Raw genomic sequence first — 15,349 nt, 5'->3', positions numbered from 1 at the left:
CCAGTTTTGGAATGTGTTGAAGACCGCGCGGCCACGCTGCGGTCATCATGGCCAATCGGCTTGCTGACTGCTACTTCGTGGCGGACTCCGCCGCGATGATCCGCAGCCCGGTCTTGTCGTCGGGAACCGCGACTTCGAGACGGCCCGTACAACCCTGATCCTTGCTGCTTGTACCGCGCGCGACGAGCAGGCGGCCGTCGGGAAGATCGACAATGCCCAGTGAGGCGTCGAAGTCCCACTGTCCGACAAGCTGGAAGCTGGCGTCGGCCTTCAGCAGCCGGCGGGGCGACCCGTAGCAGCCGAACCACCAGTGTTCGCCATCGAAGGCCGCGGCTTGAATGCCCATCAACGTGTAACCGCTGGCAAGGACGTGACGCCGCTGAAACTGGAATTGATCGTCGTATTCATAGACGTAGTTTTCGTTTGTACCGGGAGGCAGCCCACCCACGACGAAGAATCGGCCGTCGCGATGCGCCATGCCCCCGGCCCCGTGCACGACCTCAGGAACTTTATGACGGGCGAGTTCCTGCAGCGAGTCGGCGTCGTAAACGAAGACCCAGGAATCGGCTTTGCCGGCGGGCTGGTTGAACTGACCCAGGTTCACGGCGACGTAAAGCCGGCCATCATGCTGGCACAGGTCGCCATGATGATCGGCGACCGGGATCTTTCGCAGCACTTTGCCGGCGAGATCGGTCTGCACAAGGACGTCGGTGAAGGACCAGTAGATGGCGTCCCGGTCGTTCGTGCAGACCCCCTGCAGGTGTTTGGGGTAATGGCCATCGCAGGCGACCGCCTGAAAGCGCCGGCCCGCCTTGAGCGCCAGGGCCAGGCGGGGAAAGTCGGTGTAGAGGCGTTCGACCCCCAGGTCAAGCAGCCGCTCCATCGTGGCCCGGTCGTTCACCGTCCAGGCGCCCGCTTCCAGGCCCGCCGCGCGGATCTTGCGGATCTTCTCGGCGGTGACGCCCGAGTGCTGCAGGATCAGCGAGGAGAAGTTGCGTTCGCGGGCGATGCGAATGTCGTCGTCGATGCTGGTGGCCGGTCCGCGGTCCCAGATGGCGGGGATCTCCGGAGCAAGCTGTTTCACCTGCGTCATGTAATCCAGGTTGCCATCGTTGAAACTGACCCAGCGCTCGGCCTTGAGCTGCTTCACCAGCTCGACGGCCTGAGGGACGCAGTCCATCTTCGGCTGCAGCGAGATCCGCGTCTGCGACTGCGTCATGATCAGCCGCAGAACCTGTTCGAGCGTCGGAATGCGCTGCGGCGGACATTCCTCGATCGACTGGCCCGATCGCTTGCGGAAATCGGTGGCAACGTCGACGGTCTGCAGTTCATCGAATGTCGACTCGGCGACCACGAGATTCTTGTCGCCCACGCGACCAGTGGTCCGATCGTGCAGAACGACGAGCTGGCCGTCACGGGTGCGGAACAGGTCGACTTCGACCCAGTCCGCGCCGAGTTCGAGAGCGCTGCGGATGGCGGGGAGCGTGCTCTCGGGAAACTCTCCCGAATTGCCGCGATGGGCGGTGACGCCATTGTGGAGAAAGCCGTCGGCGGCGGAGCAACAGGCCGGGGCCGCGAGGCAGAGCAGCAGCGCAATTTTGAGCGTCGTCATCAGAAGACTCAATCAAAAGCAACCTGGCTGGATCGGAGCGGGGAGAATTGTACCCCGGTTGTTGCCAACCTGCCCCGCTCGCACGCGTCATAGCGAGGTGCCGCGCGGGGATTCATCGATTCTTCGCGCATCCGTGTGATGCGTCGAATCCGCGAAATACGAACTGCCGGCCGCGCCCTTCAAACCGCCTCTGGAGACGCGTATCACTCTGGAGTTGAGGCCGCTCGATCGATCTCAAGCGATCGCAGCTTGCTCGTTATCCGGCCCGGCGTCAGTCGTCGCCCGCGGCCGAAGGCCGTCCTCAATCATTTTGACGGCGGTATCCAGAAAGGCGTCGTCGTCGATCGGCTTGCCAAACCTCTGCGCGAAGTGCTGGCGATTATCGAGCCAGAAAAAGACAATGCCGAGAATCATCACGCTGAGTTGCTGTGCGTCGAGATCCTGGCGAACCAGACCTTTCTGCTGGGCGACGGTGATTCGCTGCTGGATCAGATTGAAGAGATCCGGCTCGCCCGGCCACACCTGGTAGTCGTCATCCACGCGCGTTCTGGCGCAAAGTTTCAGCGCCAGTTCGTTCTCGCCGACATAGGTCAGCACGCGTTTCATTTCGGCGCGGAGATTGATCGGCCGGTTGATGGCCCTGGCCGCCGCGGGGAAACGCTGAGCGTAGCCTTCGACCACCCGGCGTTTGACGGCCGAGTAAAGAGCCTCCTTGCTGCCGAAGTGGTGCAGAATCAACGGGTGAGAGACGCCCGACTTGCGTGAAATCTCCCGGAGCGACGTGTCGGCAAATCCGTGACGGGCGAACAGCTCCAGAGCGGCATCCAGCACCGCGGTGCGAACGGCTTCGGGATCTCGAATACGAGGGGACGGCGTCATCAAGATGTTCCTCCCGGTTTTGACCGGCTGGTCAGGATGCTAGGACCGGCACGGCAAGCCGTCAACAAAATTGAGCAGGAAACGGCCTGCCATCGTAAAACCCCGGTCATCAGCATGGATTTGTCACAAGACTTTCTCGCAAAACGGTTTGAGGAAAATACTTCGCGGCAGCGAACCTGAACTTCACAGACGTTCTCAATCCGGCCGGGCGGTCAGTCGGGATTGACCACCCGTCCAAGACCGCTAAGATATTGACCGAACGGTTAATTGTATTGACCGATTGGTTAACAGGAAAGGGAAGATCGTGGGGATCAGATTGAGCGGACTGCCGCTAGTGCTGGCGGTGGCGGTCGTCGGCTGCGGAAAACCCAACGCCTATGTTCCGCCCCCCCCGCCGGAAGTGACCGTCGCCACCCCGGTCCAACGCACGGTGACGGAGTATCTGGAGTTCACAGGCCTGACGCAGCCGATGGAGACCGTCGAGATTCGCGCCCGTGTCAAAGGCTTTCTCAAAGAACGGCACTTCGTCGATGGAGCCGAAGTCAAGCAGGGGCAACTGCTGCTGGTGATCGACGAAGAGACCTTTCAGATTCAGCTCGACGCGTCCAGAACTCGGCTCCAGGAGGCCCAGGCGGCGCTGAAACAGGCGACCGTTTCCAAGGCCCGGGAGGTCGCCCGAGCCCAGGTCAATCTGAGCGAATCGCAGATCCAGCTTGCCCGACAGGAGGAGCAGCGGGTTCGCAGCCTGTTCCAGCGGCAGATTGCGACCGAGGCCGAAATGGATCAGGCCGTGTCCAGCCTGAAATCCCGCGAAGCGGAGCTTGAGTCGGCGAAAGCCAATCTGGATCAGGCCGTCGCAACCTACGAAACGTCCATCCTCGCCTGCCGCGCACAGGTGGAGACCGCCGCCATCGCCGTTCGAAACGCCGAACTCGATCTCAGCTACTGCCGCATGACCGCGCCCATCGACGGTCGGATCAGCCGGATCAACGTCGACATCGGCAACCTCGTCGGCGACGGCGAATCCTCCGTGCTGGCTACGATTGTCAAAATGGATCCCATCTACGCCTATGCGACGATCAGTGAAGCCGATGTCCTGCGAACCCCGGCCCTGACGCAGTTTGAGTCAAACACCGGCGGGCCGGCCACGACGCCTGTTCCCGTGGAACTGGGCCTGGCCACCGACGATGATTTTCCCGTCGCGGGGCAGATCGACTACTCCGACCCGGGACTCGACGCCGGGACGGGGACGCTCCGGACCCGCGGCGTCTTTCCCAACGCTGACCGGTCGCTGCTGCCGGGAATGTTTGTCCGGATGCGGGTTCCTGTCGCCGAGCGGAGGAACGCAATTCTCGTCCCCGAAAGGGCGCTCGGCACCGATCAGTCCGGTCAGTATTTGCTGGTGGTCGCCTCGGACGGCAAAGTTCAGTATCGACCTGTGCGGATCGGCGTTTCCGTCGATGAAATGCGGGTTGTCGAAGGCCAGATCGCGCTTGAGGATCAGGTGATCGTCGAAGGCCTGCTGCGCGCCAGACCGGGAGCGACGGTGACACCCAAACTGGAAACGCCGACCATCCCGGTCGCGGCGACGACTGCTGTTTCCGGTCGGCGCTGAGCGCCGGCAGGACTTGCACCCGCAAATCTCGCGGCGGCTGATCCGGTCGCCGCCATCTCACTGATCGCTCCCGGCGGACAGGCGACCATGATCTCGAATTTCTTCATCGAACGTCCGATCTTCGCGAATGTCATCGCGATCGTCACAATGCTCGTCGGCATCGTATCCCTGCAGGCGCTGCCCATCGAACAGTACCCGGAGATTACGCCCCCCACCGTGCAGGTGGCGGCGGTCTATCCCGGGGCGAACGCCGAAGTGCTGTCGGACACGGTCGCCGGTCCGATCGAGCAGGAGATCAACGGCGTCGAGGACATGCTCTACATGTCTTCGACCTGCTCGAGCAACGGCTCGTACACTCTGACGGTGACGTTCGAGGTCGGAACCGACCTCGACGAGGCGCAGGTGCTGGTGCAGAACCGCGTAGCCGTGGCGATGCCGCGCCTGCCGCAGGAAGTCCAGCGGCAGGGGGTGACCACCAAGAAACAGTCGACCAACATCACGCTGGTTGCCTCGCTGATTTCGCCCGACGGACGCTACGACGATCTCTACCTCAGCAACTTTGCGACGCTGCGGGTCAAAGACGCCCTGACGCGCGTCGAAGGCGTCGGCGACGTCCAGGTGATCGGCGGCGGAACGTACGGGATGCGGATCTGGGTCAACCCGGACGCCATGAAAGCGCGGAACCTCACGATGGAGGACGTGCTGGCCGCGATCCGCGAGCAGAACGTGCAGGTCGCCGCGGGACAGGTCGGCCAGGCCCCCACCCCCCGCGAACAGGGGTTTCAGTTCAACGTGTCGGTGCAGGGGAGGCTCAGCGATCCCGCGCAGTTCGGCGACATCATCATCAAGACGGTCAGCGATGACCGGTCCGGCATGCGAGTGACGCGCGTCAAGGACGTCGCCCGCGTGGAACTGGGGGCGCAGACCTACGACCAGTGGTGCGAAATCGCCGGCCAGCCGGCGGCCAGCCTCCTGGTTTATCAGTTGCCCGGCGCCAACGCTCTCCAGGTGGCGGAGAACGTCAAACACGCCATGCACGAACTCGAACGGAACTTCCCCGAGGGGATCGAGGCGATCATTCCCTTCGATACGACGATCTTCGTGGAAGAGTCGATCTACGAGGTCTATAAGACGCTGCTGGAAGCCGGTGTCCTCGTGCTGATCGTCATTCTGGTCTTTCTGCAGGACTGGCGGGCGACGCTGATTCCGGCGACGACCGTTCCCGTCACAATCATCGGGGCGTTCGCCGCGATGGCCGCCCTGGGCTTCTCGATCAATATGCTGACCCTGTTCGGTCTGGTGCTGGCGATCGGCATTGTTGTCGACGATGCCATCGTCATCGTCGAAAACGCAGTGCACCACATTGACCACGGGGGGCTCGATCCGAAGCGGGCCACGATCAAGGCGATGGGCGAAGTCATCGGCCCGGTGATGGGCATCACGCTGGTGCTGATGGCGGTGTTCCTGCCCACCGCGTTCCTGGGCGGCATCACCGGCCAGCTCTATCGGCAGTTCGCGCTGACGATCGCTGCCACTGCTGTCATCAGCGCCCTGAACGCCGTGACGCTCAAGCCCGCCCAGTGCGCAGTCTACTTGCGCCCGACTCCGACCAGGAAGAATTTCTTCTATCGTGGCTTCAACCGGGTCTACGGCTGGTTTGAAGGGATCTATACGGCGATTGTCACGGTCGCCGTTCGACAGACCGCCCTGGTGATGGTGTTGTTCCTCGGGCTGGTGGGGCTGACCGGCTGGTGGTTCGTCAAGTTGCCGACGGGCTTCGTGCCGACCGAGGATCAGGGCTACGCAATCGTCGCGATTCAGTTGCCCGATGCGGCGTCTCAGGAGCGGACGCGGGAAGTCACCCGCAGGGTCAACGCCATTCTCAAGGAAACCCCGGGCGTTCGTTCGTGGTTTCTTCTCGGCGGAATGTCGTTGCTCGATTCTTCCGTCACCTCCAACGCCGCCACAATGTTCCTCACCTTTACTCCCTTTGATGAGCGGGCGCACCATCCCGAGCTGAGCCAGGAGGCCATCCTTGGGGGACTGATGGGCAAGTTTCAATCGGTCCGCGAAGCAATGATTCTGGCGTTCCCCCCGCCCGGAATTCGAGGGCTGGGAGTTGCGGGCGGCTTCGAAATGAAGATCGAAGACCGTGGCGGCGTCGGCCTGAACGAACTGCAGAAGGTCGTCACAACGATGGTCGAATCCGCCGCCGGACAGACCAGTCTCGCGCGAGTCCAGTCGACGTTTCGCGCCGGGGTGCCGCAGATCTACGTCGACATCGATCGCGTGAAGGCCAAAAGTCTGGGGGTGCCGCTCGATTCGATCTTCGGCACCATGCAGGCGGCTCTCGGCTCGGCCTATGTGAACGACTTCAACAAGTTCGGCAAAACCTACCAGGTGCGCGTTCAGGCCGATCAGCCGTTCCGGCTGCAGCCCGAGGACATCCGGAGGCTGGAGGTGCGCAATCGCGACGGCCAGATGATCCCGCTCGGAACACTCGCGACCATTCGCAAGACGCTCGGGCCGCAGATCGTCCCGCGGTATAACCTCTATCCGTCGGCGACCATCAACGGTTCCGCCGCCCCGGGCGTCAGTTCCGGCCAGGCGCTGCTGCTGATGGAGCAGATGGCCGCGACCGAATTGCCGCAGTCGATGGGCTACGAGTGGACCGGCATGTCGTTCCAGGAGAAGCGGGTCGGCTCGCAGGCCGTCTATGTCTTCGCGCTCGGCGTACTGATGGTTTACCTGGTTCTGGCCGCCCAGTACGAGAGCTGGCTGATGCCGGCCGCCGTGATCATGGTGGTGCCATTGGCCCTGCTGGGGACGGTCATTGCCGTCTCGGTGCGAGGCATGGACAACAACATCTACACGCAGATCGGCATCGTGCTGATCATCGCCCTCGCCAGCAAGAACGCTATTCTGATCGTCGAGTTCGCCCGAGAACTGCGGGCTCACGGACGTTCGATCAACGAGGCGGCGATCGAGGCCTCCCGGCTGCGATTCCGTCCGATTCTGATGACGTCGTTCGCATTCATCCTCGGAATCGTGCCGTTGATCAACGCGACGGGCGCCGGAGCGGCCAGCCGTCGGGCTCTAGGGACGGCGGTATTCGGCGGCATGATCGCAGCGACGGTCCTGGCCGTATTTTTCGTGCCTGTGTTCTACGTCCTGATGCAGCGACTTGCGGAGTTCGGGCGGAAGAAGCCGGAAGGTCATCTCTCAAGCCAGCCCAACGCTGAGCCTGCCATGACCGCCATCCACGCCGCAGAAGACCCCGCTGTCGTCGCATGATCACCGGCGGTCCAACGGACATTCAGCGCGGGCTGGCGGCGAGCAGGCGTTCGAAGGCGCTGCAGAAGACGTCGATCTCTTCGGGCTGGTTATAGGCGTAGAACGACAGCCTCAGCGTCGCCGGAAAGCCCGTGCACTCGTGCAGCGGCTGGGCGCAATGAAATCCCGATCGAACGCAGATGCCATCTGCATCGCTCAGGGCCCGGGCGAGCATATGCGGCGACTGATTGGGAATCGCGAGGTAGGCACAGGCCGCTTGCTGTATGCGAGGCTGACGCAGTCCGATTCTCCCACACGCAGGGTACCCTGCAGGGCCGACTGAGCGGCGCCGACCATAAGAATGGCCCCGAACGCAAGTGCTGCAGCCGCCTGCCGCGGGTGACGTGACTCAGGCCCTTGGGGCGTTTCGAATCATGGCAAAAAAAGAGCCCCGGCGTCCGCCGGGGCTCTTCGTGATCAGGTCCGTTCAATTCTCAATGATTGAACAGAAACTCCTTCGTATTAATCAGCGCCCACGTGATGTCCTCGTAGGCGACCTTCGGGTTCTCTTTGTGCTTTTCCACGTGCGCGAGGCCCACTCGCAGCTCTTCGGCGTCCGGTTCGCGGGCGTAGACCCAGCGATAGAGCTCGCGGAGCTTGTCTTCGTCTTTTCGGTCCTTGTCCTTCGCGAGGAGATCAGCCCGTCCGTTCGCGGCTGAGATCTTCGTCTGGACCTCGGCGCTGTTGAGCAGGTGCAGGCTTTGCGCCAGGTTGGCTTCCTGCGATCGCTCGCACTCGCACGCGGTGTCCGCCTGCGGCTGTCCGAAGACTTTCAGGAAGTACGGACCAACGGTCGGATCGGGAAGCTGTGACGCTCGAGTCCCGGCCGGCAGGCCGCCGTAGGCCTGGGTCGTAGCCGTCACGCGGTGGAAGCCGTCGTAGAGCGTCTCGGCCGTCAGCCGCTTCGGGTAGTACCGCGAGAAATTCTGCTTGTCCTTCAGGTTATACTCGTTTGGCAGAGCACTGAGTTGATAGGTGCTGGAGTTGCAGATTTCCCGGACGAGCTGCTTGAGATCGAATTTCGAATCGACAAAGTGCTTCGCCAGACCGTCGAGCAGGGCCGGGTTGGCCGGCGGGTTCGTCTCGCGCATGTCGTCTTCGGGCTCCACGATGCCCCGGCTGAAGAAGTGCTTCCAATACCGATTGACCAGCGCCTTCGCAAAGAACGGATTTTCCGGAGCGGACATCCAGTCCGCCAGATGGACGCGGGGATCCTGATCGGCACTCAGCGCCAGAGTCGGGGCGCCGAGGCCCGTTGGCGAGAGCATTTTTCCGGATCGTTCATTACGCGCCAACGCAGGTCCTGCGGCATCGTTGTGGAATACTCGCTTGTCACGGAACTGCGGGTTGCCCCCGACCATATTCTTCTTGCCGACTCGGCTGAAGAAGGCCGACAGTCCGTAGTAGTCGTCCTGACTCCACTTCTCGAAGGGGTGGTGGTGGCAACGGGCGCACTGAATCCGCAGTCCCAGGAAGAGCTGCGCCACGTCCTCGACCTGCTCGTTGGTCTGGTCGACTTCCCGATACCAGGTCACAGGGGGATTGTCCTCCGGACTGCCCGAGGCCGTCAGGATCTCCCGGACGAACTCGTCGTACGGCTTGTTTTCGTACAGGCTGGACCGGATCCACTGGTGGAATGCATATGTCGGCGACAGCGCGTCATTACCCCGGCGCTTGTTCCGCAGCACCATGCTCCATTTGTTGGCAAAGTAGTCTGCGTATTCCGGACTGTCGAGCAGCCTGTCGATCAGCTTTGCCCGTTTGTCCGGAGCGCTGTCCGCCAGGAATTTCGCGACGTCGCTTTCGGTCGGCAGTGTTCCAGTCAGGTCGACCGACACGCGACGAAGGAACGTCGCGTCGTCGCTGACCGGGGACGGCGGAATGCCGAGAACATCGAGCTTGCCGAACACCGCCTCGTCGATGAAGTTCTTCACAGGCGGCCGGTTCAGGATCTCAGCCCCCAGCGGGACGGTGGATCGGAACGTCGAAACTTGACCCTGATAGCGGGCCATGATCGCCACTTCGCCCGCAAGATCGTGCGTCTTCACCAGACCGGTCAGGCTGACTTCCCCCATTTCGGGATCGTTGGGCTCGTAGAGCGCCATGCGCGTCACGTCTTCCGTCGAACCGTCGCTGTACATGGCGACGACTGTCACCTGCTGCTCGGCTCCCCGGTCCATGACGCGACTCTCCGGAAGGCAGCGGATGCCGACAACGACTGGATCTTTCTCCAGTCCGTAGGGCATGCCCTGCTCAATCCAGCGGTGAATCAGCCGGTATTCATAGCTGTCCGGATCCATTCGCTTGCCGCCGCCGTGCGGGGCCTGTCCGACGGCCTTCATCAGCAACAGGCTTTCGCCGGGGGACGGGGGAAACAGTCGACGACCGCGCCCCTCTTTTACCAGAAACTCGTAATCGTCTTCCGGATAGAACCCGAGCAGAGAGAGCTTGAAGCCGTTCTGGCCGCTGGCTTTACCGTGGCATCCGCCGCTGTTGCAGGCGAGCTTGGTGAAAATTGGGACGACCTGATTCTTGAAATTGATCGGGACGTCCTGGGCGATTCCGGTCACTTCCAGCGGCAGCTCGGCGGCCACTCCGCTGCCAATCGCGCGAATCACTCCCTTTCCGTCTTTCCGGGGAAAGAGGTGTCCCGTTGAGTCGATCTCAACCAGATCGGCAGGCTCAACGGCGTACTGCACGCTGCGGGTGTGGTCTCGGAACTGGCCCGACGAGTAAATTCCCGTAACGAAGAGCTGCTGCCGGGCGTCCCGTCCGCGGACGAGGACACCTTTTCCTTCCAGATTCGGCTCAATCCGCAGTCCCGTGAGCGTCCCGGGATCACCGAGACCTTTTGGCGGGGCGGCGAGCAGTTCCGGGCCGAATGCGGCAACGATCAGCAACGGCAGTACCTGGCGACTCCAACGCATCGATCAACACTCCGGCAATTGCTGATAGACCCCCACGGGGCGGATCGGACGGCCGGGAGTGACCAGCCAACTCCCCGCCGCGGGAACTGAAATCGGCGAAATCAGTTCATGACACCACCATGCAACATATCAATAGGCGTTGTTTTGTCAAGAACTGCGGGCAGATTCGATCCCATAAACTGGGACTTCGACGGGGCCTGATCCCGTTTTACCGACCGTGGCTGGTTCGGCCCCTCAGGCCCCCACACGCGAGTTCATCGCAACCATTCGGCGCACGTTTCCAGGAAGTCCATTCGTCGGATCGGCTTGGGAACAAAGGCGTTACAGCCAGCCGACAGGCACGCGGCCTGCTCTTCCGGCATGACCGCAGCGCTGCAGGCGATCAGGGGGATCGTCCAGCCGCGGTCGCGAACGGCCTCGGCAAGGTCCGTTCCGTTCATGCCAGGCATCATCAGGTCGGTCACGACGAGATCGATCTTGGCGTCCGAACGGAGAGTCCGCTCGACGATTTCCAGCGCCTGCTGACCATTCTCGGCGCAGACGACGTCAGCTCCCGCTCGCACGAGAAAAAGCATCAACATGTTCCGATGGTCCACGTTGTCGTCAACAACTAAGACGCGGCCATGGAGTAACTGAGCGTGAATCGGCGATGGTGAGTCTGCAAGACGGCTCACTGCGGGGGGCGACTTCCAGAAAGGGCCATGATTGCAACGAGGAATTCTAGAATCTCGGGCGAAGAACTCGCAGAGTTCGTGATCTTGCAAAGTCGGGCTACGTCCATCAAGGGCAGTTGGCGGCTCGTGTCAACTTTCCCGTCGGCGACTCCGAATGACGTGTTCGGACGCCGCTCGTTCGTGGTTCGCAGGCCACCTTGAACTTCGACACCAGCCTCAGAAGCGTCAGAAGCCCGCCCCATCTCGAGATTCCCTGCCAACAGGGGGCTCGACGAGGAGTTTTTCTCGCCAATCTGAGACAAACTTGACGATAGCCGTCTGAGCGACCGCTCCGCTTCAGCGCGAATTGATTGCGTAACGATTTCAGCCGCCGAAGGGCGCGGAGCCGGTCGATGTCCGTTGACCTCTGGTCACTCTTTGTTCCTCCCGCGCTGCGCGAGATTCCGGATCGCTTCCGCGAGGCGCGGCGCATCATTCTGTTCGACGTGGCCCTCCTGTTCTGGGTCCCGATCTACGCGGTCATCTTCTGGGGCTTCGGAGCCCGCTATTCCGCGCTGAACACCCTGTTGACGGGGCTGTTGCTGCTGTCGAACCTGGTGGTCTTCCGGCTGATCGGCAATATCAGCCTGGGACGGCATGCGTTCATCGGTATTGCTTTCTACGTCTATTTTACGCTCTCTTACCTGGGGGGCGGCACCAACTCGCCGGCGATGTCCTGGTTCGCGACAATCCCCTTGATCGCGATCAACCTGTCGGGACTGCGCGCCAGCCTCTGCTGGTCTGCCGCCAGCATTGCCGCGTGCGCAATTCTCTACCTCGGGGGAATCCCCGGAGTTCCCCTCGTCGACGAAACGACCCCCGAGAGTCTGAAATTTCTCCAGGCGTCAGGATTAGCCGGTCTCGTCCTGTGCGTTCTGAGCTTCTCGCTGCTGTTCCATCGGTTCGAGCAGAACGCGAGAAAAGTGCTCGACGAAGCGCTGATTCAGGCGCGGGCTGCAGATGTCGTGAAGAATCAATTTCTGGCCAATATGAGCCACGAACTGCGGACGCCGATGACTGCGATCCTCGGTTATGCCGAGATGCTGCAGGACGAAGACCGCGACGATGACCTCGTCGAGCACGCGGCGGGCACGATCCTGCGCAACGGCCGGCATCTGCTGGAGATCGTGAACGAGATTCTCGATCTGTCCAAGATTGAAGCGGGAAAGCTCTCCGTCGAATTGATCCCGGTTTCGCCGACTTTGGCCGCGGAGGAGGTGGTTTCCCTGTTGCGCGGACGGGCCTGCGAGCGGAATCTGGAACTGACGCTGACGACCGCGGATGATCTCCCCGACGCGATTCTGTCCGATCCGACACGACTGCGGCAGATTCTGATCAACCTGGTCGGGAACGCGATCAAGTTCACCGAGTCGGGGGGCGTCAGAGTCACGATTCGCTCGGAACGGGCTGAGCCGGAACGACTTCGACTGATCTATGAGGTTGACGACTCCGGCATCGGACTGACGTCCGAGCAGATCGCTCGACTCTTCGAACCTTTTGGTCAGGCCGACTCCTCAATGACGCGACGTTTCGGAGGCACCGGCCTCGGATTGGCCATCAGTCAGCGTCTCGCCGAACTTCTCGGCGGAAGAATTACGGTCGCCAGCCTCCCCGGAAAAGGCTCAACATTTTCGCTGAACATCAACGTGGCCCGGCTACGGCCTGCAGAAGCAGGTCCGGCATCCGCAAGACAGCCGGCGTCGGGGGCCTGAGAGCGAACTGCGACGGCAACGCCGCAAGTTTCTAGGCGGATCGATCAAACCGGATCAGAGTCCCGAGACGAATTTTGCCTCATAATTGCCTGTTAAAATTGGACGTATTAAGATCGTGCTCTTCAATTCCGTCCGCATTCGCGATGAATGAACCCCTCAGATTCCTCGCAGACCCTGCGCCGGGCCGGGCCCATCCGATTGCAATCGTAGGAAGCGAGATGAAATGCCGCCGAGTTCTCAGTCACCCAGCCAGTCTCCATCTGGCGATTCTGAACTCCGCCTGGCTGTCGAGCAGGCTCGGTACAACGCACTGATCCAGGCGGCCGCCGATGCCATTATCAGTATCACGCCCGAGGGATGCGTCCTGGATTTCAACTCGGCCGCAGAACGCATGTTTCGAATCTCGGCTTCCGAGATCATTGGCCGGAACATTGCCAGCTTGATGCCCGAGCCGTTTCGCACGGCTCACGATTCCTATCTGCAACGCTACTTGCAGACAGGCGAACGCCGGATCATCGGGATCGGACGCGAGGTCGAAGCGCGGCGCAGCGACGGATCGATCTTTCCCGTCGAACTTTCGATTACCGAGGTGCAGCGCGGCGACGTCCACTTCTTCACCGGGATTCTTCGTGACATTTCCGAACGGAAGCGTGCTGAGACAAGTCTGCTGGAAGCCAACGAAGCGCTGATTCGCTCGCGATTCGAAATCTCCGCCCAGGCCTCGGAACTGCGGAAGATGGTCGAGAGTTCGCGACAACTCCAGGAAGCCGCCGAAGCCGCCAGCCGAGCCAAGTCCGAGTTCCTCGCGAACATGAGCCACGAACTGCGGACTCCGCTGACGGCAATCCTGGGCTTCGCGGAATTACTGGTCGACGACCCCGATCCCGCGGTCGTGCCGGAATTTGCTGGCACGATTGTCGCAAATGGCCGCCACCTGCTGCATTTGCTGACGGATATTCTGGACCTGGCTCGAATCGAATCGGGACTGGCCGATTCCGTGGAAGAAGCGGCTTCGCCCAAGCTGCTCGTTCTGGACGTGCTGCGCAGCTTCGAACCCGCAGTGGCGCTGCGGAAACTGACGTTGCAGCACTTCATCGCCCCCGAAGTTCCGGAAACCGTTCTGCTCGACGTGCAGAAGTTCCGTCAGATTCTGAGCAGCTTGGTCGACAACGCCGTGAAATTCACGCACTCGGGCGGTGTGCTCGTGCGGCTGCTTGTTGACCCGCTTCCCGATCCGCCGCAACTCCGCGTCGACGTCGTCGATACCGGCATCGGCATGTCGGCCGGACAGGTCTCAGAGCTGTTCTCTCCGTTTTCTCAGGTCGATGGTTCGCTGACGAGATCGTACGGGGGCGTCGGACTCGGATTGGCGCTCAGCCGTCGGCTCAGCGAAATTCTCGGGGGCGCCCTGGAAGTCAGCAGCGTTCCCGGGCGAGGTTCGACGTTTTCGTTCTGGGTCGCCCTCAAAACGACGGAAACGCCGACGATCGCCGCTCCGCGATTACTCACTTCCAGCGCGATGGGGCGGATCGGATTCCGACTCGAAGGACGACGAATTCTTGTCGCCGAAGACAACCCCGGCAATCTCCGGCTGCTCACGCGGATTTTGAAGCGGGTCGGAGCCAGTCTGGCCTCGGCGGAGAATGGGCGCATTGCCGTCGATGCCGTCCGAGGGGCGATCAAGGAGAATCGGCCGTTCGATGCCATCCTCATGGACATGCAGATGCCGGTCATGGACGGTTATGCCGCCACGGCCGCGATTCGCAGCCTGGGATATCGCGGACCGGTCGTCGCCGTGACCGCCGACACGACGGAACAGGCCCGCAAAAACAGCCTGGCGGCCGGCTGCGACGAATACCTGACCAAGCCGGTCGATCGCAATCAACTGATCGCGGTGCTCGAACGGCATATGCTCGTCGATCAGCTCCGTGCGGCCACCTTTGACGACTCCGCGATGAACGGCTGATCGCATCGAGGACGCTCGTTATGTTGCCGGTTCCTGCCGCGCCAGCGTGATCAGCATCACGTCCGGGATCGCCGCCGCGCCGAGCTGGCGAAACATGTTGTTGACCTGGGCCGTCGTGTACTGCGCGTGCGTGCAGACGTGCAGCAGAACGTCCGCCCGGCGGCTGCCGAACCGCCGGCCAGCCCCGGAACTGGTGCTGAATTTGTAAACAACATCCTCCAGGTCCTTCTCGGAGAGCCGCTGCAGATAAGCTTCCCAGCGTTCCTGCAGACGATTCCACCACGTGCGGAGCTCCGTCAGCGACTGGCAGGCGCCGGGGCCTGCCTGATTGCCCGGAAGCTGCCCCGGCAGATCCCCGTCCGCCACGGGACTCTCATTGCCGAGCAGCGTTTCCAGCCAGACAAATTCCGCCGCATACAGATGCAGCAGCGATTTCCAGATCGAACCCTGCCCGATCGGCAGGGACCGGCGCAGCGCCTCGTCCGGCAGCGTGTCCGCAACCGACAACAATCGGTCATTGACCCAGTGGCGGTGCTGGTGCAGCCTGCGGACCAGATCGACGGCATTCATGATTGAATCAGTCCTCGGTCGA

10 protein-coding genes are annotated in these 15,349 nt (G+C 61.9%); 4 read left to right on the top strand and 6 right to left on the bottom strand.

Translation table 11 applies throughout. The annotated features are described in order from the left end of the window. Positions 1-70: 70 nt before the first annotated feature. Entirely contained in the window at positions 71-1,612 is a 1,542-nt protein-coding gene (locus SH412_RS17715; protein ID WP_336519341.1) for a glycerophosphodiester phosphodiesterase family protein, read from the bottom strand. A 234-nt stretch (positions 1,613-1,846) separates the two neighbouring features. Then, the gene (locus tag SH412_RS17710) at positions 1,847-2,491 is read right to left on the bottom strand and encodes a TetR/AcrR family transcriptional regulator (protein ID WP_336519340.1); all 645 of its coding nucleotides are present in this window, start codon (positions 2,489-2,491) and stop codon (positions 1,847-1,849) included. A gap of 304 nt (positions 2,492-2,795) precedes the next feature. On the opposite strand from SH412_RS17710, the gene SH412_RS17705 reads away from it, so the two are divergent. Together SH412_RS17705 and SH412_RS17700 are read left to right on the top strand one after the other, a co-directional pair. After that, positions 2,796-4,106: an efflux RND transporter periplasmic adaptor subunit gene (locus tag SH412_RS17705; protein WP_336519339.1), complete on the top strand. Its 1,311-nt coding sequence runs from the start codon at positions 2,796-2,798 to the stop codon at positions 4,104-4,106. An 87-nt stretch (positions 4,107-4,193) separates the two neighbouring features. Then, positions 4,194-7,400, top strand: a complete 3,207-nt coding sequence (locus tag SH412_RS17700; RefSeq protein WP_336519338.1) for an efflux RND transporter permease subunit — start codon at positions 4,194-4,196, stop codon at positions 7,398-7,400. Between the two features lie 22 nt (positions 7,401-7,422). On the opposite strand, the gene SH412_RS17695 is transcribed toward SH412_RS17700, so the two are convergent. The 3 genes from SH412_RS17695 to SH412_RS17685 all read right to left on the bottom strand — a co-directional run bounded on the left by SH412_RS17695 (position 7,423) and on the right by SH412_RS17685 (position 11,040). Further along, complete coding sequence (locus SH412_RS17695) at positions 7,423-7,665, bottom strand: aminotransferase class V-fold PLP-dependent enzyme (RefSeq protein ID WP_336524171.1); 243 nt, start codon at positions 7,663-7,665, stop codon at positions 7,423-7,425. Positions 7,666-7,873: 208 nt separating this feature from the next. Continuing rightward, on the bottom strand, positions 7,874-10,366 hold the full coding sequence (locus SH412_RS17690; RefSeq protein WP_336519337.1) for a DUF1549 and DUF1553 domain-containing protein: 2,493 nt from the start codon (positions 10,364-10,366) through the stop codon (positions 7,874-7,876). Positions 10,367-10,620: 254 nt separating this feature from the next. Continuing rightward, complete coding sequence (locus tag SH412_RS17685) at positions 10,621-11,040, bottom strand: response regulator (protein WP_336524170.1); 420 nt, start codon at positions 11,038-11,040, stop codon at positions 10,621-10,623. A 392-nt stretch (positions 11,041-11,432) separates the two neighbouring features. Here SH412_RS17685 and SH412_RS17680 point away from each other — a divergent pair, with 392 nt between their 5' ends. Both SH412_RS17680 and SH412_RS17675 read left to right on the top strand, forming a co-directional pair. Then, entirely contained in the window at positions 11,433-12,791 is a 1,359-nt protein-coding gene (locus SH412_RS17680; RefSeq protein ID WP_336519336.1) for a sensor histidine kinase, read from the top strand. A 223-nt stretch (positions 12,792-13,014) separates the two neighbouring features. Then, a complete protein-coding gene (locus tag SH412_RS17675; protein ID WP_336519335.1) occupies positions 13,015-14,757 on the top strand; it encodes a PAS domain-containing hybrid sensor histidine kinase/response regulator in 1,743 nt (580 codons plus the stop codon). 18 nt (positions 14,758-14,775) lie between these two features. Here SH412_RS17675 and SH412_RS17670 read toward each other — a convergent pair whose 3' ends face one another. Further along, positions 14,776-15,327 (bottom strand): DinB family protein, encoded by a 552-nt coding sequence (locus tag SH412_RS17670; RefSeq protein ID WP_336519334.1) that lies wholly within the window; start codon positions 15,325-15,327, stop codon positions 14,776-14,778. Between the last annotated feature and the right edge of the window lie 22 nt (positions 15,328-15,349).

This window comes from Planctellipticum variicoloris, from assembly GCF_030622045.1.
GTDB lineage: Bacteria > Planctomycetota > Planctomycetia > Planctomycetales > Planctomycetaceae > Planctellipticum > Planctellipticum variicoloris.
The sequence above is the reverse complement of the archived record's forward strand: the minus strand, read 5'-3'. Positions and strand labels throughout refer to the sequence as shown.

Excerpts from the sequence above, each read along its gene's own strand:
- SH412_RS17715 (WP_336519341.1), bottom strand. The coding sequence starts at position 1,612 with ATGACGACGCTCAAAATTGCGCTGCTGCTCTGCCTCGCGGCCCCGGCC.
- SH412_RS17710 (WP_336519340.1), bottom strand. The coding sequence starts at position 2,491 with ATGACGCCGTCCCCTCGTATTCGAGATCCCGAAGCCGTTCGCACCGCG.
- SH412_RS17700 (WP_336519338.1), top strand. The coding sequence starts at position 4,194 with ATGATCTCGAATTTCTTCATCGAACGTCCGATCTTCGCGAATGTCATC.
- SH412_RS17690 (WP_336519337.1), bottom strand. The coding sequence starts at position 10,366 with ATGCGTTGGAGTCGCCAGGTACTGCCGTTGCTGATCGTTGCCGCATTC.
- SH412_RS17680 (WP_336519336.1), top strand. The coding sequence starts at position 11,433 with ATGTCCGTTGACCTCTGGTCACTCTTTGTTCCTCCCGCGCTGCGCGAG.
- SH412_RS17675 (WP_336519335.1), top strand. The coding sequence starts at position 13,015 with ATGCCGCCGAGTTCTCAGTCACCCAGCCAGTCTCCATCTGGCGATTCT.
- SH412_RS17670 (WP_336519334.1), bottom strand. The coding sequence starts at position 15,327 with ATGAATGCCGTCGATCTGGTCCGCAGGCTGCACCAGCACCGCCACTGG.